This is a genomic window from Paenibacillus sp. FSL W8-0919 (assembly GCF_038003785.1).
Taxonomy (GTDB): domain Bacteria; phylum Bacillota; class Bacilli; order Paenibacillales; family Paenibacillaceae; genus Paenibacillus_AQ; species Paenibacillus_AQ lactis.
This window is the reverse complement of record NZ_JBBOPV010000001.1, coordinates 1,362,447-1,384,823: the sequence shown is the minus strand read 5'-3', so window position 1 is coordinate 1,384,823 and position 22,377 is coordinate 1,362,447. Positions and strand designations below refer to the sequence as shown.

The 22,377-nt window shown below is 50.7% G+C and carries 16 protein-coding genes; 7 read left to right on the top strand and 9 right to left on the bottom strand.

Translation table 11 applies throughout. The annotated features are described in order from the left end of the window. Positions 1–27 precede the first annotated feature (27 nt). Complete coding sequence (locus NST44_RS06025) at positions 28–1,101, top strand: hypothetical protein (RefSeq protein WP_210094101.1); 1,074 nt, start codon at positions 28–30, stop codon at positions 1,099–1,101. Positions 1,102–1,342: 241 nt separating this feature from the next. Here NST44_RS06025 and NST44_RS06020 read toward each other — a convergent pair whose 3' ends face one another. From NST44_RS06020 to NST44_RS05995, 6 genes are all read right to left on the bottom strand, one after another. Beyond that, positions 1,343–4,123 (bottom strand): endo-beta-N-acetylglucosaminidase, encoded by a 2,781-nt coding sequence (locus NST44_RS06020; protein WP_340898328.1) that lies wholly within the window; start codon positions 4,121–4,123, stop codon positions 1,343–1,345. Positions 4,124–4,250: 127 nt separating this feature from the next. Continuing rightward, positions 4,251–5,774: an ABC transporter substrate-binding protein gene (locus tag NST44_RS06015; protein WP_007129076.1), complete on the bottom strand. Its 1,524-nt coding sequence runs from the start codon at positions 5,772–5,774 to the stop codon at positions 4,251–4,253. A 115-nt stretch (positions 5,775–5,889) separates the two neighbouring features. Continuing rightward, positions 5,890–6,837, bottom strand: coding sequence for a carbohydrate ABC transporter permease (locus NST44_RS06010; RefSeq protein WP_213616819.1), 948 nt, complete (start codon positions 6,835–6,837; stop codon positions 5,890–5,892). A 20-nt stretch (positions 6,838–6,857) separates the two neighbouring features. Further along, positions 6,858–7,787 carry an ABC transporter permease gene (locus NST44_RS06005; protein WP_213616817.1) on the bottom strand — a complete coding sequence of 310 codons (930 nt, stop codon included), beginning with the start codon at positions 7,785–7,787 and terminating at the stop codon, positions 6,858–6,860. A 271-nt stretch (positions 7,788–8,058) separates the two neighbouring features. Continuing rightward, a complete protein-coding gene (locus NST44_RS06000) occupies positions 8,059–9,609 on the bottom strand; it encodes a response regulator transcription factor (RefSeq protein WP_210094103.1) in 1,551 nt (516 codons plus the stop codon). Beyond that, positions 9,606–11,468, bottom strand: a complete 1,863-nt coding sequence (locus NST44_RS05995) for a histidine kinase (RefSeq protein ID WP_210094104.1) — start codon at positions 11,466–11,468, stop codon at positions 9,606–9,608. Before NST44_RS05995 ends, NST44_RS06000 begins: the two co-directional genes overlap by 4 nt. A gap of 204 nt (positions 11,469–11,672) precedes the next feature. On the opposite strand from NST44_RS05995, the gene NST44_RS05990 reads away from it, so the two are divergent. Next, positions 11,673–12,068, top strand: coding sequence for a hypothetical protein (locus NST44_RS05990; RefSeq protein WP_210094105.1), 396 nt, complete (start codon positions 11,673–11,675; stop codon positions 12,066–12,068). A 94-nt stretch (positions 12,069–12,162) separates the two neighbouring features. Beyond that, a complete protein-coding gene (locus tag NST44_RS05985) occupies positions 12,163–12,552 on the top strand; it encodes a hypothetical protein (RefSeq protein WP_210094106.1) in 390 nt (129 codons plus the stop codon). A gap of 105 nt (positions 12,553–12,657) precedes the next feature. Here NST44_RS05985 and NST44_RS05980 read toward each other — a convergent pair whose 3' ends face one another. Then, positions 12,658–13,254 carry a uracil-DNA glycosylase gene (locus NST44_RS05980; protein WP_445670724.1) on the bottom strand — a complete coding sequence of 199 codons (597 nt, stop codon included), beginning with the start codon at positions 13,252–13,254 and terminating at the stop codon, positions 12,658–12,660. Between the two features lie 237 nt (positions 13,255–13,491). Here NST44_RS05980 and NST44_RS05975 point away from each other — a divergent pair, with 237 nt between their 5' ends. Further along, positions 13,492–16,131 carry a family 16 glycosylhydrolase gene (locus NST44_RS05975; RefSeq protein WP_340898322.1) on the top strand — a complete coding sequence of 880 codons (2,640 nt, stop codon included), beginning with the start codon at positions 13,492–13,494 and terminating at the stop codon, positions 16,129–16,131. 313 nt (positions 16,132–16,444) lie between these two features. Here the strand turns inward: NST44_RS05975 and NST44_RS05970 are convergent, their stop codons facing one another. Continuing rightward, entirely contained in the window at positions 16,445–16,786 is a 342-nt protein-coding gene (locus NST44_RS05970; RefSeq protein ID WP_007129088.1) for a zinc ribbon domain-containing protein YjdM, read from the bottom strand. Between the two features lie 227 nt (positions 16,787–17,013). Between NST44_RS05970 and NST44_RS05965 the strand changes: the two genes are divergently transcribed. Beyond that, positions 17,014–17,910, top strand: coding sequence for an NAD(P)-dependent oxidoreductase (locus NST44_RS05965; RefSeq protein ID WP_210094114.1), 897 nt, complete (start codon positions 17,014–17,016; stop codon positions 17,908–17,910). 84 nt (positions 17,911–17,994) lie between these two features. On the opposite strand, the gene NST44_RS05960 is transcribed toward NST44_RS05965, so the two are convergent. Continuing rightward, positions 17,995–20,118, bottom strand: coding sequence for a multicopper oxidase family protein (locus NST44_RS05960; protein ID WP_210094115.1), 2,124 nt, complete (start codon positions 20,116–20,118; stop codon positions 17,995–17,997). Between the two features lie 219 nt (positions 20,119–20,337). Between NST44_RS05960 and NST44_RS05955 the strand changes: the two genes are divergently transcribed. Further along, the gene (locus NST44_RS05955; protein ID WP_007129092.1) at positions 20,338–21,036 is read left to right on the top strand and encodes a response regulator; all 699 of its coding nucleotides are present in this window, start codon (positions 20,338–20,340) and stop codon (positions 21,034–21,036) included. After that, complete coding sequence (locus NST44_RS05950) at positions 21,026–22,363, top strand: sensor histidine kinase (RefSeq protein WP_210094116.1); 1,338 nt, start codon at positions 21,026–21,028, stop codon at positions 22,361–22,363. The genes NST44_RS05955 and NST44_RS05950 overlap by 11 nt, the downstream gene beginning before the upstream one ends. Positions 22,364–22,377: the final 14 nt, after the last annotated feature.

The following is a 22,377-nucleotide window of genomic DNA, read 5'->3' as shown; positions in this document are numbered from 1 at the left end:
AATGGATAAGAATCGAGGGTAAGATGAATGAAGCTTCAGCTCCTATTTCATGAATATTTAAATATAAAATTCAACAGAGGCTTGCCGTCGGTACAGACCGTTGGCTTTGAATATGGCGTTCTGGAAGACGAAAGAGCAGCGTTATTCTTTGTCGATCGCAACGGTCAGGCTTTTGTTGAATGGGCGTATGATTTACAGCCGGGAGATCCCCAATATGCTGCGAGCCCGGATTGGAAGCCTGTGCTCGCGGACACGTTTAAGCAGCTGGACGTCTACGATGAACAGATACTCTATTATCTGTTGTTTACCATCAACTCGACGACATCCATTGTTCGAAGCAATCCGTACAACGCCATGAATGATTTGATGAAGAATTATTGTTACTTCCAGTTGTCTCAATTAAACGGTGTCTCCCGGTTGAGCGATGAACAGAAGCTTCAATTAAGGGACTTTTTCCTCTTTTTCTACCTGTATGCCCACCCGGTGAACGAGGAGACGCTTTACGCTTTTTCATTCCACGGTCAGGATTTGGTTCATACGAAAACCGGCATCCACATCGAGCCATATTTCTCGGCGTACCATGATTACTACATCGAGCATTTCGATAAGCATCGCGATCAATTAATGATAGCTCCCCATGAAATCGCCGCCTGCAAAAACCTAACGATTGAGCTGCTTAGGTCCATCGAGGGAAAGTCGACCAAGCTGGTCTTGCCCCCGGAAGAAGGCTTCGAGGCTGCACTCCGACTGATCAATGATGTGGACGAGATGCTCCATATGTACTCGGAAAATAAATCAACGGTATTCGACATCATGAGAGATGCTCTCGCAGGCACTCGCTCTATCCCATATCGTGATCATTGCTTCAGCATATTGCTGCAGAATTACGTGTGCTATGTTCTTTATTTTGAGTTTGATGAAATTCATCATCTGGTGGACTACTTTAGAGGCACTCCGGCATGGTGCAAGACGATTCTAAATAAAATCTTCGCGGATACCATCTTTCTTCAGAAGATCATGCGGCAGAACCGGATCGATATTGCCGATTATGGGAGTGTGATTGAATTCTTCGATGAGGAGGCTCGGAGGATTTACTTGTGAGTGGCAAGCATCCCTGTTACCTACTCAGGAGCCGATGCTTCACACACTTGCTGTACCTGTCCCCCGCTCTTATAATACCCATTGATTAAACCCCCTTAGCGCATTACGCTTCCATGTACAGGCAGAGAACTTCCTGCCAGCAGCTCGTTGTGCTAATGGAGACCTTGATGAAATAAACTTGGCCGGCAGCTTAAAAAAGAGCGTTCCCCTCTTTAGGGAAACGCTCTTTTGCTCATTCATATTATTTCAAGCCCAATACCTCAAAGTCATAAATCCGCGCGGCCGTATCCCCGCCTTGTGTCGCCTTCTCGACTTGAAGACGAACGTACTGTGCGGAGGTAAGCTCGATGGCATGGCTGCTGACCGCTTCCGTATTGTCCTTGACCGAAACCGCATCCTTCCATTCCTTGCCGTCCGAGCTTACCTGTACGGTGAATGCCCGCGTGTTGAATGCGGCCGGCTCGCCTCCCGCCTCCGCATGCTTGATCACGAATTCGCTGATCTTGTGCTCAGCTCCGAGATCCACCGTCAGAGAATGTGGCCCGTCTCCGACCGCACACCATTTGGTGGCGGCATTACCGTCAACCGTAAATGCAGGTGCTTCCTTCTCGTTCACGAAGCTGGATGCTGACGTTTGCTTGCCAAGGGCAAGATTGCCAACGCCATTCTCCGCTTCTCGTGTAACCGTAATGAGCTTCTTCCGAACCACGTCCTCGCCAATGCTATTTTTAGCGGTTAACGTCACTTCGAACGTTCCTTCTTCCGGATAGGTCACCTTAGGATTCTGCTCCGTGCTGGACGCCGGCTGTCCGCCCGGGAAGCTCCAGCTCCAGGACTCTGTGACTTCCGATGAAAGATCCGTGAATTGTACCGATTCTCCCGGTGCGATCAGCGTCTTATCCGCCTTGAAGGCTGCCGTCGGCTTCGGGTATTCCGGCCAGTCAAAGCTTACGGACGCTGCTTTTCCTTGTTCATAATGGCGGTTCACCGGAATCACGACCATTTTGGTAGACTGCTCTTTTTGCAGACGCTTCATTTCAGGCACATAATAAACGGTGTTGCCCGTCATGCCCATCAACTCGTACTTGCCGTCCGGATGAACCCGGTACACCTGATAATACATTACGTCCTCCGCCTGTTTCGGTGCCTTCCAGGACAACCGCGCATCCCCATAGATTCCGTCGCGGAAGTCGTTCTCGATCACCTCCAGATCGGTCACCTGATGCGGCTTCTTCGCCTTGTCATTCACCTGCGTAACGGCCAGTTTGCCGATATTGGCCTGATAATTGGCCATATCCGCCGCGGATTCGAATTGAAGCGAAATTCCCGCAATCGTACGTCCTTTGAACTTGTTCAGTCTGACGCTTCCCTGCTTCCAATCCTGATTCGCGCCTGCTTGGGTCCACTTGGCCGGCTCGAAGAACACATAGTCATCCGGCGCATCGGAGAAGGCCAGCCCGATCTTCACCTTGGCGTCCTTCGCATTGTCCGTATAAACAAGCGATACTTCCGTCGTCGCTTCTACCGGGATATTCGCCTTATACAGCTTGACATGGGTAGAGGAGCCTTTGCTAACGGGACCTTCTACCTGAAGCGAGCTGCCTCCGTAGTAGGATTTGCTGAAATCAAATCCAGGCTTGAGGGCTTCGCCCTTGCCGTTGGTTTCCGTGATCCAGCGCCAGGTCGGCAAAATATCCTGCAGACTCCGGTTGCTCCAATCGCTGCTCCGCATCACTTTGCCGTCCACCGCGAACATATGGCCGTTCCCCGTATTAAAATGGGTGACGAACTCGGAATCAGTAAGCACCGTTTTGGCAACGACATCATGGGCAATCCCTCTCCAGGCGAGCGGGTCGCTTCCTTCAGGCTGGGAGGTATTCGCCGGGTTCATGCGGGGCCCAGCCCAGAAAATCTGCTCCTTGTTCATATATTCCTCATGCGTCTCAGAGCTGTTGAACGCCCAATCCGGACGGTAAATGCCGAGGGAAGTGGTCGCTTTCTTGCCTTCCGGGAACACGACCGGCCAATTGAACCTGCTTTCGTAGCCGTTTGCCTCCACATCGATGCCGGCGTACAGATCATACGGACTGCGGCCAAGCTCGGCCGCCTTCGCCGGGGAGTTCAAGAATGGCGTGATATAATCGTATTTGCCGTTCTTCTCGTCCTTGAACTGCCAGCGGAAATCGATAAACATATTGTCGGAAACGCGCTGATTTCCCGCCTGGAAGAACATCTTGTTCTGGTCCGTCAAAGCCCCCTGCCACTTCACCGGCCCGTCCTTGATCATGGAATCGTACCAGATCACTTCCATGCCCGGTGCTTTCTTCTGCTGAAGATATGTTAAAAATTCAGCCATCTTGGCGGCATCCTCAGGCGTTCCGCCTTGCGTTTCCTGATTGATGAACCAGCCGTCAAATCCGTAATATGCAGCAACCTCAATCAGTTTGTCTGCAACCGGGAAGGATCCGTCCTCCCGCTGCTGTAACAGATCATGCAGCCACTGGATTTTGCCTCCATGCTCGGTTTGCGGCAAGAAAACGGTTCCAAATACAGGCACGCCATTCTTGTGGGCTGCATCGATCACGTCGGCGCTTGGCGGAACGATCAAGCCTTCACCTGCCGAGCCGCCCCACATTACCAGCTTGTCGATATACTGCCAATTACTGAACGTATACGTATGGAACTTCTCCGAGCCTTGGGAAGGAGCACCGCTTGTGCTTGGATACATGGAAGCAATCGATAGTACCTTCACTTCCTCCTTGGCATGGCTGTTGACCTTATGGCCCTGAACCCGCTTGGTCTCCAGCTTCACCGTTCCCCGGTTAAAAAGCGCATCCTTATCGGCCGACGGCGACCATTCCAGCAGCGTGTTCGGATACCAATAGGACGAATGAGGCTGCGCTGCTTCGGCTTCTCCGGCAAAACCCGCCAGGGATGCTGCCAGCACGGCTGTGCTCATCCATACGGTCATTCTTCGCTTCCACTGAGCTTTAGTAAAATAACCCGGTTTGATTTTTTTCACTCAAAAAAACCTCCTATACGGATAATGGTCATGCAGTTTTTCTAGTATTTTACAGGAGCGTGATGATAAATAGAGAGAAACGGCTATAATCATCAGCCGTTTCTACTCTTCAGCCACTTTTTATGCCTTACTTGTTCTGTGCTGCCTTCCACTCATCGAACTGCTTTTGAGCCTCAGCGATAACTTTGTCGATTCCAGCATCCTGGAACTTTTGTTTTGCTTTTGGCAAGTATTCGTCAGGATCGATGGAGCCGGTATACAGTGCAGGGATGAATTCCTTCGCTACGTTCGTCACGGCCGCAACTTCTGTTTTGACCGGAGCCGTATCGAAGTTAAAGCCGAATGTAGGAGCTACTACAGCGGAGCTGTTAAATTTCTCGAATGCTTCCCACTTGTCTTCAGGCTCGCCTTCATGAAGGTACGTCAGGAACATATTGCCGAGCGCAAATCCAGGCATTGCATAGTTTTCCTGCATGGCAGGCATATCTTCGATGTATGGCCCTTCAAGCTTCTTGTAATGCGTTCCTTCCAAACCGTATTGAATCATATTGCGCAGTTTCTCATCCGTGTTCAGCAGGTTCAAGAACATCATGGCCCGCTCCGGATTTTTGGAGTACGAAGAAATCGCCATCATCGAACCCGCTGCGGAGCTGGTGTAAATCACCGGATCATGCATCGGTCTCGTCACAATGTCATATCCCGCGTTTCTGGACCAGCCAAGCTCTGCGTATGGCTGCGTAATCTCGCGGTCCACGAGCCATTTGCCGGTCTTGATGTTATCAATGCCGTCCAGCGTCGCTACATCCTCGCGCACATAACCCGCTTTATAGTATTTGCGCATCGTGGCCAAAGCCGATTTCAATTCAGGTGTATCCAGCAAATTCACAAATTTAAAGTCTTTGGTGTCAAGATACATCCCGATCGGAATTTCATCGCCAAGCGGGAAGTCAACCGGCAAGTACGGCTTAAAGCTTTTCGGTACGGCAAGCGGTGTAATATCCGCCGGCTCGTTCTCTTTAATCGTTTTCAAAAGCGGCTCCAGATCCTCAAGCGTTGTCACGTTGGAAATGTCCAGGTTGTACTTATCCAGATACTTCTTGTTGAAACGCCATACAAACTGCTGTGCCAGCTCCTTATTGGCCGGGATGCCATAGTTCACGCCATTCACCTTCGTTCCTTCCAAGAAACGGGGATCCAGCGCTTCCTTGATGCCTTGTCCATACTGATCAAGCAAGTCATTCAGCGGTTTGAAGGCACCCTTCGCCGCGTTTGGAAGATAATCAAATGCCCACGAGCTGGTAAATGCGATGTCGTAATTCTCACCGGAGCTGGTAATAACCTGCATCCGTTGGCTGTAATCGCCCCAGTCGATCATATTGATCTCGATCGTAGCGTTGATTTTCTCCGTCAGGTATTTATTGATCTCCTCTTGAACCTTAGGAAGATCCTTCTGGTTAGGCCCGATCATGTACATTTTGAGCTTGACCGGGTCCAGCTTGGATGCATCCACCGTGCCGTCGCTCTGAATGGCAGCCTCTTCCTTCGCGGGCTCGCCAGACTTAGCGCCTTCCTTGCCGCCGCAAGCCGATAATACGACCGTGAGCAAAAGCACAAGAGCAAGGGACAGTATAGAAGCCTTTTTCTTAAACATGTGTTTTCCCCCTGTATCACTTAATGGTTAATGCTATATTGACACCGCTTACACACCTCGGACGTGAAAGCCGGATTACTCCGGCCGTGTGCGATGCGGGTACAACCTTATGAAATTAGCCTTTGACCGAGCCTACCGTCAGGCCCTGGACAAAATACCGCTGGAAGAACGGATACGCCATAACAATCGGCAGGGTCGCCAATACGACCATCGCCATTCTTACCGTCTCCGTCGGCAGGCTTGCTGCTGCGTCGAAGGAACCGATATTCTGCGCATTCTGCGTCAGAAAGTCCATGTTCTTCTCGATCTTCATCAGCATGAACTGCAGCGGCGGCGTCGCTTGTGGATCGTTATAATACAGCAAGGCGTTAAACCAGTCGTTCCAGTACCCCAGAGAGCTGAACAAACCAATGGTTGCAATCCCCGGGAGCGAAACCGGCAGCACGATTCGGATAAAGGTCAGAAACTCGCCGGCCCCATCGATTTTGGCGGACTCGATAATTTCATCCGGAATCGTCGTCTGGAAGAAAGTCCTCATGACAATGATGGAGAACGCGCTCAAGGATAAAGGAAAGATCAACGCCCAGATGGTGTTCTGCAGATGCAGGAACTGGGTCATCACGATATAACCAGGCACCATTCCGCCTGAGAACAGCATGGTGAAGAATGCAAGGAAGCTGAAGAAGCCTCTGAATTCAAAATTTCGACGGGACAATGCATAGGCATAAGTCGTAACCAATGCCAGACTCACCAGCGTCCCCAGCACCGTGATCAAAAGCGTTAAGCCGAATGAGGACAAAAGCTCGCTGCCCGTTTCGAAAATATATTCATACGCTGCCGTGCTGAACTGACTTGGCAACAGCCTGAAGCCTTCCGAAACCAGCGTCTGTTCGTCCGTCAGGGAAATAATAATAACAAATAGAAACGGAAAGATACAGGAAAACGAGAAGAGGCCGATCACGATATTGAAAATCGTATTCCACAATGGGGAGATGGCGTTATAGTCTCTCTTTCTTGAACGCTTTGCCGGCTGACCGGCAGGCTGCGTGGATAGCTGCGACATGATGGTGCACCTCCCTCGGATTAGAAGATCGCATGATCTTTTTCAATTTTACGAACGATATAGTTGGCAACCAGAATCAGAATCAAGCCTACAAATGATTGGTACAAGCCCGCTGCCGTACTCATGCCGATGTCTCCCATGTTCATCAGCCCGCGGTAGACGAAGGTATCGATGACGTTCGTAACCGGGTACAGCGCGCCCGAATCCTTCGGAAGCTGGTAGAACAATCCGAAATCGGAACGGAAGATGCCGCCGATTGCGAGTATGGTCAGGATAATCATAAGCGGCTTCAGCAGCGGAATCGTGATGTACCGCACTTGCTTCCACTTGCTGGCTCCGTCGATCACGGCCGCTTCATAATAAGACTTGTCGATCCCTGTGATAGCCGCAAGGTAAATAACGCTGTTGTAACCCACGCCTTTCCAGATACCGACAAAAACGAGAATGAAGGGCCAATACTTCGCTTCCGAATACCAGCTGATCGGCTCTCCCCCGAAATAAGTGATGATTTGATTGAGCGTCCCTTTGTCTACGCTAAGAAAAGTGAACGCAAAATAACTAATGATAACCCACGACAAAAAATGCGGCAGAAACATGCCGGTCTGATATACCTTGGCCGTACGCTTGTTGACAAGCTCGCTTAGCATGATCGCAAAGCCCACTGCAATGACCAGGCCCAGGATAATAAAAGCCAGGTTGTACAGAATCGTATTTCTCGTAATGATATAAGCATCATTGGTTGTAAACAGATATTCGAAGTTTTTGAACCCTACCCATTCGCTGTTGAGCACGCTGGCAAAAAAACCGTCCGGGCTAATACGGAAATCCTTAAACGCGAGAACGGTACCGAACATAGGCAAGTAAGCAAAGATAAGAAACCATATGGTTCCGGGCAGGATCATCAGCAGCATAAACCGGTTGCGTATGACCTTTTTGATGAACCCCGACATGAGCACTCCTCCTCTTCCCTGTTAAATACAAGTGATGCGACTGCAGTAGAAGATCCCCATGATCTTTGTCGATGCGTTATTCTATCACTTGCCCTTAACTACTATCATTGTGCCAAGTAAGCGCTATCGCGCTCAAGTTGAAAAATACTAGAACGGGATGGACAAATTAAAGAATCCCCTATAAGTGCGTGTTCAAAAAGTCGGGTTTTAACAAAAAACAGGCCGAAGGGTTATCCGCCCTGGGCCTGTCGCAAATGGTTTCCCGGTCGATTTAGTTCCGGTACATGGATCTCATCTCGGTTGGAGATACGCCGGTATATTTTTTGAACTGCCTATAAAAGTAGGAGCTGTCCGTATAACCCACGCTGAATGCAATATCCGCCGTCTTTTGATCCGTATGCAAGAGGAGCTGCGTGGCTTTCTCGATGCGGTATTGGTTCAAATAATCCGAGAAGCTGGCGCCGACCTCCTGCTGAAACAGCTGACCTAAATAATTCGGATGCATCTGCAGCCGCTGGCTCAGCGTCTTCAGGGAAAGCTCCTCCGGATAGTGATGCTGCACCTGCTCCACAAGAAACGAGACATGCGGGCTATAGCCCTGCTCCGCTTCTTCCAGGCGCGCAAGACTGCGCTCGACGATGCGCCATACATGATTTCGGAGCCCCTGGAGCGTATTAATCCGGTGCATTGGCGTAAATACCTCGCTGTAATCGGGGTTTTTCTCCATATCCTTCGCCGCGACCATCAGCTGGACTGCCGCATTCAAGCAGGTCTCCCGAGGAACCATCGGTTCCCTGCTGTCACCGCTCAGAACGGACTCGATATAAGCCTGCAGGGAGGGAATGTCTCCCTCGATCAGCAGCTTCGCGAACGTATCGGGACGAGCGAACGGCGAAGAAGCCTGAACGGCCTCCGGTTCCGCAGACGAACTATATAGGATCATGTCATCTCCGGCAATCAGGCAGGCGTTGAAGAGGTCCTTCGCCTTCCTGTAGCTCTCCTGAATATCTTTGAAATCATTGAAGCCTGCATTGCCCTCCGAGCACCAAATGCGCAAGCCAGTCAGCTCCCGCAGCCGGGCCATGGCATTTCTCATACCCTCCCGCTCCGCGTCCCTCCGTTCATTCCTCGCGGCCGACATCATAACGATGTCGTCATCCGCATCAGGGAAACAGATCACCTCATGATCTCCCCCCAGCACTTCCGAAAAAGCCCGGCTGCATTCATCGGCTAGGCTGGTTAAGCGATAGAGCTGGGATACCGGGCGTTCGTCGGATATGAGCCGCAGAACATAAACCTGGTAAGACGCATAATTGAGCGGAATTCCGAGAAGCTCAGCTCTCTGTTTTAATTCCGAGCTCTTGATTTCGCCGTTAACCCACCGCTGCAAAATATTGCTGCGCAGGATCCTCCAATCCTCCTCGGAACGGAACCGGCTCAATTCCTCGCGCTCCCAATCGCCGCGGATATGCTTAATCGTCGCTTCCAGCTCCTCGATGCTGATCGGCTTCAGAATATAATTCTGGATGCCGAGCGTGATCCCCACCTTCACATATTCAAATTCTTCGTAACCGCTCAGCACAATGAATTTGGTGCGCGGATGCATTTCTTTTACCTTCTTGATCAGTTCCAGCCCGTTCATTCTGGGCATCATAATGTCCGTGATCAGCAGATCCACAGGATCTTCCCTTAACCGCTCAAGCGCTTGCACCCCATCGTTGGCCGAACCTGACACATGCAGATCGTAATTCTGCCAATCTACGATGGTGGCCAATCCCTGGGCAATCAAAGGCTCGTCATCAACAAAAAATACCTTCCTCATGTCGTCTCCCCCTTGCGCAGCATCGGTATTTCCATGCGGACCTCGGTTCCCTGTCCTTCCGTGCTGTTGATGGTCACTCCGTAATCACTTCCGTAGTTCAGCACGATTCGTTCATGCACGTTCATCAGCCCGATCGAACGGTATCCCTTGTCTGGAGGCTGGAGAACCTTGTCCAGCGTGCTGCGAATTTGGGTCAGCTTTTCCGCCGGTATGCCCGTTCCGTTGTCCGATACGATGATCACGACCCGGTCCCCTGCCCGGCGGGCATGGACTGAAATTTTATTGTCGTCGTCAAGCGGACGAAATCCGTGAACGATATAGTTCTCCACGATTGGCTGGACCAGCAGCTTGATGATGCTGGCATTTTGGATCTCCGGATCGACCTCGATTTCCGTCTCCAGCCGCCCTTCATAGCGAATGCGGAACAAGTCGAGGTAAACGGAACACATGTCCATTTCCTCTTCAACGGTGACCACGGTGCTTTTTTTCACCATGTTCTTGAACATCACCGACAAGCTGTATATCATCTGACCCACTTCCTTCGCGCCCACAAAGTACGCCTTCATGCGAATGGATTCGAGCGTATTGTATAGAAAATGGGGGTTAATCTGGGATTGCAGGGCAACGAGTTCCGCGTTTTTTTGCTTGATTTCCGAGGTATACATTTTATCGATATATTGCTCCAAACGGTCGCCCATATCGTTAAACCGGCGGGAAATCTGCTGCAGCTCATCTTCGCCGGACATCTGAATGCGCGTCGACAGATCGCCTTCGCCGATCCGGTTCATCGAACGGATAATCCGCTGCACTTTCTTGGAGAACCTGCGAATGATCGTAAAGGTAATTGCAAAACTGGCCGCCATAAACAGAAGGGTGACCAGAATCAGTCCCGTTCTTAAACTCTCCGTGCTCTCTTTGATCAGGGATTGCGACACAATCCCCACCACCGACAAGCCCGCATTGCTGACATTCAATATGTTCACTTTGGAGGGTTCATCCAGCTCTACCCAGTCCCCGGCTTTTTCCTGCTCCAAGCGGTAGGGATAGGTTTGCCCGTAATACTCATCCTCCGAATCGTAAATGACCGTTCCCTGTGCGTTCAACACCATAATCCGGCCTTTTACCGAAGCTCGGCTCTCCAGCCAAGATGAAATTTGCCGGGCGTCGAACTCCACATTCATCATCCCCACCCGATTCAGGGTCCAGGGATCCTTCAGCTCTCTCGAATAGGAATACGATCCGGGACTGGAGCCTCCGGATGAAGGCGAGGATTCATTCTGAGGCATGGTATCCCAGCTGTGCTGCTCCCGGCGGGCAAACCAGGTCTCCCACTTGTTCTTGGAACCGGCATCATTATTCAACTGCTGGTTGGTCCGGCTGATATGCATGTAAAAATTGTTCGGATAGCTGTAGATCGAGACGCATCTGGCGCTTGATTCCTGCTCCAGATAATTTCTTATCAAGGTATTGAAAGACCGTAATCGCTGCTCTCCGGCTCTGGTGTACAAATCCAGCCGGTATTTCAGGTAACTCTCATATTCGTGGTTCAGAAAATAGATCAGCTCATCGCTCAGCGTGGCATCTCCGTAAATCTGCTGAAATATATTCTGTATGCCCTCATACTGCCGGCTCAAATAAATGTTCAGCACATGCGCGGATTTGAGATTCGCATCGGTCTGCTCACGGAGTATGCGCTGTGTCTGGTATTGATAAACCAGCGTTGCCGCAATCGCAAACAGCACGATCATGACGGTCGAATACAGCACAACGATTTTGTTGAACATCTTTCGCTTCAAATGATTTAAATAGAATTGGCGCAGTCTGAAAATATGAAACACACCCTGTTCTATAATGGTCACTTCGGCACTCAGTGTACACCCTTTCCGAAAACCCGGCAATTGAAAATTACATACTATGCTCTCGCCTAGCCTAAACCCCGATCATGCAGCCGGACGTGCGTGAACATTCTCCTAGCGCGGCAGGGCGGATTGTGCAGGAAATAGGGAAGGCCAATACATCAAAAGATGTTTCATCAAGTACAATAAAAGGTGCGACTAAAGCAAATGATTGAATTGCCTACAGAGGGGATTCAGCTTTACTTTTCAACTTTAAGGGGGGAGATAATGCTTCAAATTAGTTTATTCATTGAAAGCGATTCGGAACAAGAGGCATCTGCAATAATTAACGAGGTATTACCGGAATTAGCAGAGTTAGTTTCAACATACCAGGTTTCATCTTGTGAACAATACTGGAAGATTGAAACATGGTATAAGGCGGTGATCGATGTCACTACAGTTAATCCTATAACTCTGATAGTGCAAATTATATGCTCAAGAGATTATGTAACGTTTGGATATGGGACAACAATAAATCATCAGCTCACACAAATGATAGGAACGACGATGTTATCTATGTACATCCCAAAATCAGATTTATTAATTGTTGGTTTGAGGATTTAGAGTAACAACATAGTAACCGACTAAACACAGGACATTTATTTGTACAGAGCAAAAGGGAATTTTACGATAAGTAAAAGGGGTGTTACTTTAACACATGATTATTAACAGTGTTGGCGTTGACTCCTATCAACTTGGGTGCGGACTTGAAGAAATAAAAGAAAAAATAAAAGACCTTGATTTTACTGAGGAAGAGTTAGACAATCACTTTACCATATCAACAGACTCTATTAAGTTTTGGATTGATAAAGATCAAAGTAACGTAACCCAAATATCGGTGTTTGGTGAGTATACGGGAAAATTCCTTAAAAAAATTGGTATAGGAAGTACACTCTCTGACCTAAATGATTTAGGTATTAAGTGGGTTAAAGAAGACTATGTGTACAAACTACCTGAATATCCTGGAGTATGTTTTGAATTAGAGGATATTGATGATTGGAACGAAATAGAGGCACCCATACAGTTCATTTCAATCTATTGCGAATAGTTACTTCTTACCTTGAGGAAGAGATTCCTCAAGGTTTTTCTTTTCCGTTGTCAGTGAGAATACTGATCAAAAGGGATGAAACCGAAGCGATTTTCCCTTCCCCTTTTAATATAAGCTAAAATGATCTACCTCCCCCTCCTCCCACTTCTCCCTCAAACCTTTCAAGTCCTCGATAAAAAACCTTAGCAAATTGGGTCTTCTTCTTACTGCCAGCGGGTGATAGGTGAAGCCGATCGGGATCCCCTGGAACTCATGCCAGCTCCCCCGCAGCTCCTTGACGGTGGCATGCTCCTTCTCCGGGAATAATCCTTCAACCACGACATTGCCAAAGCCAAATAGGACAAGCGGTTGCTTCTGAAGGAGCTGCGCCTGCAGATGCGGCAGGCATGCTGCACGGGTGGCAGGCTTATCGTAAGCGCGGATTGGCCGGCGTTTCAGCAAATAAGTGACGTATACCGAGTGGATATCGATCCCCGCTTCCCTCATGCCGAGTTGGAGGGTTTCCCGGGTCCCGCACAAGAACGGATTGCCTTCCCGATCCTCCCGGGCTCCCGGGTTATCCAGAATCAACATCAATGAGCTCTGCGGATTCCCTTCCCCCCAGATGATGCGATTCCGCTGTTTGCACAATTCGCAGCGTTCACAATGCTGCATATCCTCGGGCGCTTGCTCTTCTGGCAAGATGACGCAGGATTGACCCATTTCCTTAGACACGCAATCCCCTCCTTTCCGATAACAAGCACTGGTTCCATTATGCCCACCTATAGTTAAAACTTGATCTCACCTATGGTTCGGACACCCGAAATAATGAGACCCTACCAAAAAAATCGTGCCTGTTCATCGGTTCATGATCTTCGATAGAATAAAGATGCTCCTTATTGTAAGCGTTTTCCGATGCGTGCTTATAACAGGAGAATCCACGATTAAGGGAGGGTATTTATGAAGCGATCTCACTATCACTCTACGGAAAGGCGGTTTAGGCGTAAGGGCCTGGGCTTGTTCTTGGCAATTGTGCTGCTGGTTAGTCTCGGTCTCATGCCGGCGTCGAAGGTTCAGGCAGCCGAAGAGGCTGGGACCACCATTACCTCGATGTCTTACTTTTCCGCGGCAGACGGACCGGTCATCACAAAATCAGGGGTTGGCCAGGCCAGCTATGGTTTTGTCATGCCGGTCTTCAACGGAGGCGCCGCCACTTGGAATGATGTTGCCCAAGACCTGGGGGTAAAGGTGAAGGTGAACGGCAGTTGGGTTGATATCGACAGTGTCGGCAGCTTTGTCTATAACCAGAACTGGGGGCACTGGAACGACGGCGGCTTTACCGGCTATTGGTTCACCCTCTCCGCAACAACGGAGATTCAGCTGTACTCCAAAGCGAATGGGGTGACGCTGGATTACAGGCTGGTCTTTCAAAACATCAACAAAACGACCATCACGGCAATGACCCCGACCCAAGGGCCGCAAATTACAGCAGGTTTTACGGGCGGTGCGGGCTTCACCTATCCGATCTTTAACAATGATCCAGCCATCACCTATGAAGCCGTCGCGGACGATTTGAAGGTGTATGTAAAGCCCGTCAACAGCAGCGAATGGATCGATATCGACAACAATGCCGCCAGCGGCTGGATCTATGATCAGAACTTCGGTCAATTCACCGATGGAGGCGGCGGCTACTGGTTTAACGTCACGGAGTCGATCAACGTCAAATTGGAATCGAAGACCTCTTCCGCTAACATCGTGTATACCATCACCTTTAACGAGCCCGTAAGAAATTCATATGTGCTTACGCCTTATGAAGGAACGACCTTTACAGCCGATGCGAGCGGCGCTATCGGTATTCCGCTGCCCAAGATTGATGGAGGCGCGCCAATCGGCACGGAGCTTGGCAATTTCGTATACCAGATTAACATCAACGGGCAGTGGGTGGATCTGGACAACTCGAGCCAGAGCGGATTTGTATACTCGGCGAACGGCTACAATAACATGTCCCCCGCCAATCAGTGGGGGTACTGGGCCGATCATATCTATGGTCTGTGGTTCCAGCCGATCCAAGAGGACATGCAAATCCGTATCGGCTATCCATTAAATGGGCAGGCAGGTGGAAGCGTGGGCAGCAATTACGTTAACTACACCTTGATCGGGAATCCCGATGCTCCTCGTCCGGATATCACCGATCAGGAGGATATTCCGATCGGATCGCCAAGCGATCCAACCATCGCGGGCATGAATCTGATCTGGCAGGATGAGTTTAACGGGACGACGCTGGATAACAGCAAATGGAATTATGAAACAGGGTATTATCTCAATGATGATCCGAATACCTGGGGTTGGGGCAACTCGGAGCTGCAGCACTATACCAATAGTGCGCAAAATGTTTTTGTACAGGACGGAAAGCTCAATATTAGAGCCTTGAACGAGCCAAAATCCTTCCCGCAGGATCCTAATCGGTATGCACAATACTCCTCCGGGAAGATAAACACCAGGGATCATTTTTCCCTCAAGTACGGTAGAGTGGACTTCCGTGCCAAGCTGCCAACCGGCAACGGTATCTGGCCTGCGCTCTGGATGCTTCCGCAGGATAATGTGTATGGAACATGGGCATCCTCCGGTGAGATCGATGTGATGGAAGCAAGAGGACGCTTACCTGGCGTGACGAGCGGCGCGGTTCACTTCGGCGGGCAATGGCCGACGAACCGGCATCTTTCCGGCGAATACCACTTCCCGGAAGGGCAGACCTTTGCCAATGACTATCATGTCTATTCGGTCGTCTGGGAAGAAGACAATATTAAATGGTATGTAGACGGCAAGTTCTTCTTTAAAGTGACCCGGGATCAGTGGTATTCCGCAGCGGCGCCGAACAATCCGAATGCCCCGTTCGATCAGCCGTTCTACCTCATTATGAACCTGGCGATCGGCGGTACCTTCGACGGCGGCCGGACCCCGGATCCGTCTGATATCCCTGCAACAATGCAGGTGGACTATGTACGGGTGTACAAGGAAGGGGACGGCGGGGGCCAGAATCCCGGAAACGTGCCCGTTACCGGCGTAACAGTGAATCCAAACACGGCGCAGGTGGAAGTCGGGCAAAGCGTTCAGCTAAACGCCAATGTAGCGCCGTCGAATGCTACGAATAAGCAGGTAACGTGGTCAGTTGCGAGCGGCAGCATTGCATCCGTAAGTCCGAGCGGTCTCGTGACCGGGCTCGCTCCGGGAACGACAACCGTCACGGCGACAACCGTCGACGGCAATAAAACCGCCAGCTCCACCATCACCGTTGTACCGCCTCCTTCCACAGTCATCGTCATCGGCGATGAGGTGAAGGGATTGAAGAAAATCGGCAATGACCTGCTGTTTTATGTTAACGGCGCCACCTTTGCCGACTTGCACTATAAGGTCAACAACGGCGTGCAGCTAAACGTAGCCATGACCCCTACGGGGAACGGCAACTACACTTACCCTGTCAATAACCTGAAGCACGGGGATACGGTCGAGTACTTCTTTACCTATAACCCGGGGCAAGGGGCATTGGATACTCCTTGGCAGACGTATGTGCATGGGGTGACGGAGGGGACACCGGAATAAGCGGGTAATCATCGGCAAGACATTGTTGGGGTTGGGGAATGTTATCTGCTCGGTTTTTAACAAAAAGTATTAATCAAATTTATCTGATCATCTTAATTGCTCGATCATAATAAAATGCAAAAGGAGCTGCCGCGGCAGCTCCTTTTTAACTCTCCTAGCTTAAGCCGACCCTTCTCGGATCTTATGACTCTCCCTCTTAACTCGACGGATCGTCCAGCATAACATCAATAACTTCAATATCCTCTTTTGCTCCGTTTCACTTCTGCTTCGAAGCCTGTCCACTTGCCAAGAATCAAGTTAAAATAGCTGACCCCTAAGCCTTCTTCACAAACTCCGATTTCAGCTTCATCGCTCCAAAGCCATCGATTTTGCAATCAATATTATGATCCCCGTCGATCAGGCGAATGTTTTTGACCTTGGTGCCGATCTTCACGACCGATGACGTTCCCTTTACTTTCAGGTCCTTGATGACGGTGACCGAATCTCCGTCCCGCAGCATATTGCCGTTGGCATCTTTTACGACTTTTTCGTCTTCATCAACTTCGAGACTGGAGCCCAGACTCCACTCATGAGCACATTCCGGGCACACCAGCAAGCTTCCATCCTCATACGTGTATTCGGAATTGCATTTCGGACAATTAGGCAGGTTAGACAATGTTCATATTCTCCATTCATGATCATAATCGAATCTCTAACATACTGACATGGCTTCATCCGATCGTCAAGCACATCAGCTATCACCGTATTGAATTTAATCTTGACCTTCACATTAGTGTCATACTTTAGAATCCATTTCGAAGGCAATATTCCTTGAGATACGGGCGATCTCATATGGAATAATCAATTCTGGCTTGTTGTGATTATCGAAAGGAGCGAAGTTAAATGAACAAAATAATCAATCATGACCGTACAGCGGTAACAGTCATTGGCCTTGGAAATATGGGTGTGGCACTTGCAGAGGCGTTCCTGAAGGGGGGGCACCCCACAACTGTCTGGAACCGCTCAGCGAATAAGGCCGATGGACTGGTTGCAAAAGGTGCTGCGCTTGCGGCTACCTTTGCTGATGCGGTAGCGGCTAGTCCCGTGGTGATCATATGCCTATCCACTTACGAAGTTATGCATGAACAGCTCTCCCCATTAACCGATGAACTTTCCGGTCGAGTCCTAGTCAACCTCACGAGTGGAACTCCAGACCAAGCTCGTAACACAGCCATCTGGGCAGCTGAGCGAGAAGTCGAATATCTCGACGGAGCCATCATGGCAGTACCCCAGCTAATCGGGCTGCCGGAAACCCTCATCTTCTACGGAGGCTCCAAGACTCTCTTTGAAGCTCACGCGCCGCTGTTACGGGTTTTCGGAGGCAATGCGGCTTATCTTGGCGATGATCATGGTGCCCCATTGTTGTACGATCTGGCGCTGCTCACCATGCTGTATGGATCCGTGTACGGATACCTCCATGCCCACGCCTTCTTGAGTACGGCAAACATATCGCCAACAGCTTTCCTCCCGTTTGCAACGAATTGGGTCAACCATGTAATTGCCCCAAGCATAACCAACCCCGATAGCGCACGTGCACTCGAGGAGCGCAATTACGCGACCGACGTGTCCAACCTGAATACCAACAAATTAGGGCTGGAACACATTATTCGCGCCAGCAAGGAGCTGGATATCCCGGCAGAGTGGTTAAAGCCCCTGCACGCTATTGCTGCGCAGCAAGTCGCTGAAGGCTACGGCAATGATGCATTTGAACGAGTCTTCGAGGCTTTGCGGAAATCCTGATGGGCCAATCATCGAAATACAGGAAGAAGAGGATTCTGTTTCAAGCAGAATCCTCTTCTTATCTCAATGGATCGGTTCCATTCCCTAATCCGGTATGTTTCCTGACCGTGTTCCTACCTCATAAGAAGGAAGCACATGATCATACATGAGATGCAGCGTCATCCCCGTCGCCGCATGATCGAGGTTATGACAGTGGTCCATCCACATGCCCGGGTTATCCGCGATAAAGCCGACCTCATACGATTCACCCGGCATGACGTTTAACGTATCGGTCAGCCACGGCGTGGCCACCTTCTTGCCGTTCTTCTTCAGCACCGTCATATGATGCCCGTGCAGATGCATCGGATGCTCGCCCAAGCTTCGATTCACGAACGTCGTTTTGACCCTGTCGCCCTCTTTGACGACGAAGGTTGGAACCCGGGGATACACCTCCCCGTTGATCGTCCATAGGAAATTAATCTGGCCGTTGTAAAATCCCATTCGGTTGCCGAGAATCATATGGAATTCCCGATCGAATTTGTCCTCTGCCGTAACCTCATTCATGACGGGCTTCCCGTAATCAGACGGGTCAAACTCAGCAGATTCAGCCTGAAAGACCGGTCTCTCTGGACGGCTCCCGGCATAAAACACGGTTCCCGGGTTGCCCTCGTTCCTTCTATTGACGAGTTTAAAGAAGACCGGACGATCCGGCATCGTGAAGACCACGTCGTATCGGCCCCCCGCCCCGAGCCGAAAAGCCGTTTGGTCGGACAAGGGCTTGGGGTCTTGAATCCGCATGCCGTCGATACTGGTGATTCGGAATTCGGTTCCTTGAAGCAGGAATTTTTCCGAATAGTTATATGCGTTGATGATCCGCAGCTTCACGGTATCCCCCGGCTTCACCTGCTTCCACTGGAACTCGTCTTGGTTTCCAAATGCTTTCCGACGGCCTTGGTCGGTCTCCCATTGATGGTTAATCAAGGTTATCTCTTCATCATAACTTTCCGTTTCCTGTTTCGGCTCGACGATCAGGGTGCCGAACAGCCCTCTCACGACTTGCTCCGCCGCTTGCTGATGCGAGTGAAACCAGTAGGTTCCTTCCTGATTGGCCCGAAACTTGTAAGTGAATGATTGCCCGGGTTTAACGACATTTTGTGTCATCCCCGGCACGCCGTCCATCGCATTCGGCACGTTATAGCCATGCCAATGAATGGTGACTCCGCGATCGATATCTTGATTGACGAGCTTCACTTCAATCATTTCGCCTTGCTTCACTCTGAGCTCGGGAGCGATCTCTCCATTATATGTCCAGGCATCGATGACTGCCCCGGAAGCGAGTGTCACCTTCTTCTGCTGTGCCACTAGCTCAAATGTCCGATCGGCGGGCTCCGAAATATCCCCGGTGAGCGACGCTACTTCGACTTGGCTGGGATCGACCGAAGCCGACGCATGATGAGCTTGATGCTGCTGATGATTGGAGCTTCCCGACATAAGCGTAGGGGCGCCGCCTCCCTCGTCAATCCAGTCGTGATTCATCATGTCGGAGGCTTCCGGCAGCTTGGAGACCTGGACTCCGACCAGTACGTTGGCAACCAGAAGGGTTATAGCCACCATGGCCGTGAGCAGACCTGCCGATACAAAGCTTATAAGCCTGGCACCAAGCCCGCGCCGAAGTGGTTTCCCCTGCTTCAACTTCGAGTATCTTCTATTTGCAAAAATCGCCGGCACAAGCAATAGAAGCGCAACCACCAAGTAGCGGGAGCCGATCTGAGATAGGCTTGGAAGAACCGGCTGGACAAAGAACGTACTGAGCGCGGAGATGCCGGATACGAGCGCAGCCGCTAAAAAGGATATTGATATGGAAGGCTGGGCCACTGCTTCCAGTGCTGCTGGCGTCGGCGGTTCTCCGCCGGCATTGCGTAAGCTTTTCAACCGGGGGAGAATCGCTCCAGCGATATACAACTGAGGAATCAATGTCAACGGGATGAGCATTTTGACCGTCCCCTCTACAAACAACCAGCCGTCCTTGATGAGTTGGAGGGTGATTACTCCGTACCAGGCAGCGCTCAGTACAAAAGCAATGCCTGCCACCCAGAGCAAGAATGTGCTCTTATTATTCAGGCTTCGACTTGACTTGGAGTAGGGAAGGCCTGCTGCCGCAATGGCGGCGATTCCCCACAACAGGGTCATAACGACCGTAATGATGATGCTGAATATGGTTTCGAACATGCTGTTCACTCCTTTTAACCGGGGCTTCGTAAGCCTCACGCCCGGTATCCTTTTCTTGATGGTTGACCTGTAGCATTTGTCCCCATCTGCCAAACGTTATCTTTGATGACCATATTACTAGCGAAATGTTGCGAACTTGTGGTGAAGGTATTTACAGATTGTGAAAGCACCCATATTCTTTAAGTAGCTATCAAAATGGATAAGTCTGGGAGTGTAGGAATGGGAATCAAATTGCTAATCGTTGAGGATGAAACAAAAATTGCGTCGCTCATGGAATCGTACCTTCAAGCAGAGGGATATGACGTACTGACCGCGATGGACGGAAAAACCGCCCTGCAGCTGTATGCGCAGCATAAACCGGATATCGTGATCTTGGACTGGATGCTTCCGCAATTGAACGGGCTGGACACCTGCCGACAGCTTAGACAGTCAGGGTCCCCAGGGATCATCATGGTTACGGCCAAGTCGGAGGAGGCTGACAAAATCGTGGGCCTCGAAATGGGCGCGGACGATTATCTGACAAAGCCCTTCAGCTTGAGAGAGCTGTCCGCGCGCATCCGTTCCTTATTGCGGCGCATGAACCACACAGGAAATGACGAGGCCGATACTGTGCTTCGAAGAGGGGATCTGACGATTGATGAGAGCAGCCTGCAGGTTTTTATTGGCGGTCAGGAGCTGCATCTCACACCGACCGAATTCAAGCTCTTGCACCTGCTGGCGTCAAAGCCCGGGCGGGTGTACAGCCGCATGCAGCTGCTGCGGCATGCCTTCGAGGAGGAATTCATCGTCGACGAACGGACGGTAGACTCCCATATTAGCAAGCTGCGGAAGAAGATGGAGAAGGACGGCCGGGCGGCCGATTATATTCAGACGGTCTACGGCTTCGGCTACCGATTCGGGGCAGAACATGAAAATTAAAACCAGGCTGACCCTGTCGATGGGCGGATTGATCGTGTTGATTATGCTCGTCCTGCTTGCCGTCACGCATGTGCAGTTTTATATCACCCGCGATTTGGCATATCTGGAGGAGAAGGATGCCTTTGAAGCCTTGAGGATGGAGTTTGAGCAATATTACCGGAGTCACGGCAATTCTTGGGAGGACGTAGAAAGCGCAAGCTTTGAATCCGCTGCCCCCTTTGTCGAAATCGTGTTGTCCGCCGAGGAGCAGGCCTTATATCAGCAAGGAAGTTTAAGCGTAGATAAGCTCCGCGGTGACGGCTACATGCTGGCGCTTGGTCAGGGGGACCAGAGGATCGGCAGACTGTATGTAATGAACGAGCGGCAGTCCAAAATCTACGAGTTCAAAACCATGTGGTACGGCATGCTGCCGAATATCGGGATTGCTTCGCTGCTGATTACCGGCATTGCCGCGCTGCTGATCATCCTGTTGTTGTCGTGGCGGCTGACAAGCCCTATACGCAAAATCATTAGCGGGATCGGGGCCATCAAACAAGGCGGCGCACCCATAGTCTTACCCGCGCATCGGAAGGATGAATTCGGCGCGATTTCCAAGGCCCTTCTTGAGATGAACGATTCGCTCGCGGAGGCGGAGCGCACCCGAAAACAGCTGATGTCTGACGTCGCCCATGAATTGAAAACCCCGCTGATGATCATCCAAGGGGAATTGGAGCTGGCGCACGAGACGGGCTCTCCCCTCACTGCCGTGAAGCAAGCCTCGATTCTTGATGAAGTTTTGCGGTTATCGCGATTGGTTCATGAAGTGCTGGATCTGTCCCGGCTTGAAGCCGGCATGACGGAGCTGCACCCGAAAGAGGAGAACCTGGTTGCGCTGCTGGAGGACTTACTGACGAAAACCCGGTTCATGGCCGAGGACAAAGAAATCCAGCTGTCCTTGCATGCCGAAGAGCCGATGATCCCCGTCTCGGTGGAGAAATCCCGTATTCTTCAGGCGCTGTACAACATCCTGACGAATGCCGTGTACTATACGAAGACCGGCGGACACATCCGCATTCATGCGGAAACGGTGCACCTGCCTGACCGGCAGCAGCGCTACGCCCGAATCCGGGTTGAAGACAACGGCACCGGCATCTCCGAGGCGGATCTTCCCCATATCTTCGACCGGTTCTATCGGGCGGACCATTCCAGGGCTCGTCCCGGCGGCGGAACCGGACTGGGCCTCGCGATTGCGCAGCATAATATCCTTGCTCATCAAGGCTTCATCGAGGTGGAAAGCGTGGTCGGCGAGGGCTCGGTGTTCACGATCTGCTTGCCGCTTGAGGATTAGGGGCCAGAGGGACT

Excerpts from the sequence above, each read along its gene's own strand:
- NST44_RS05965 (WP_210094114.1), top strand. The coding sequence starts at position 17,014 with ATGAACAAAATAATCAATCATGACCGTACAGCGGTAACAGTCATTGGC.
- NST44_RS05975 (WP_340898322.1), top strand. The coding sequence starts at position 13,492 with ATGAAGCGATCTCACTATCACTCTACGGAAAGGCGGTTTAGGCGTAAG.
- NST44_RS05990 (WP_210094105.1), top strand. The coding sequence starts at position 11,673 with ATGATTGAATTGCCTACAGAGGGGATTCAGCTTTACTTTTCAACTTTA.
- NST44_RS05960 (WP_210094115.1), bottom strand. The coding sequence starts at position 20,118 with ATGTTCGAAACCATATTCAGCATCATCATTACGGTCGTTATGACCCTG.
- NST44_RS06015 (WP_007129076.1), bottom strand. The coding sequence starts at position 5,774 with ATGTTTAAGAAAAAGGCTTCTATACTGTCCCTTGCTCTTGTGCTTTTG.
- NST44_RS06010 (WP_213616819.1), bottom strand. The coding sequence starts at position 6,837 with ATGTCGCAGCTATCCACGCAGCCTGCCGGTCAGCCGGCAAAGCGTTCA.
- NST44_RS06000 (WP_210094103.1), bottom strand. The coding sequence starts at position 9,609 with ATGAGGAAGGTATTTTTTGTTGATGACGAGCCTTTGATTGCCCAGGGA.
- NST44_RS06025 (WP_210094101.1), top strand. The coding sequence starts at position 28 with ATGAAGCTTCAGCTCCTATTTCATGAATATTTAAATATAAAATTCAAC.
- NST44_RS05950 (WP_210094116.1), top strand. The coding sequence starts at position 21,026 with ATGAAAATTAAAACCAGGCTGACCCTGTCGATGGGCGGATTGATCGTG.
- NST44_RS06005 (WP_213616817.1), bottom strand. The coding sequence starts at position 7,787 with ATGTCGGGGTTCATCAAAAAGGTCATACGCAACCGGTTTATGCTGCTG.
- NST44_RS05980 (WP_445670724.1), bottom strand. The coding sequence starts at position 13,254 with ATGGGTCAATCCTGCGTCATCTTGCCAGAAGAGCAAGCGCCCGAGGAT.
- NST44_RS05955 (WP_007129092.1), top strand. The coding sequence starts at position 20,338 with ATGGGAATCAAATTGCTAATCGTTGAGGATGAAACAAAAATTGCGTCG.
- NST44_RS05985 (WP_210094106.1), top strand. The coding sequence starts at position 12,163 with ATGATTATTAACAGTGTTGGCGTTGACTCCTATCAACTTGGGTGCGGA.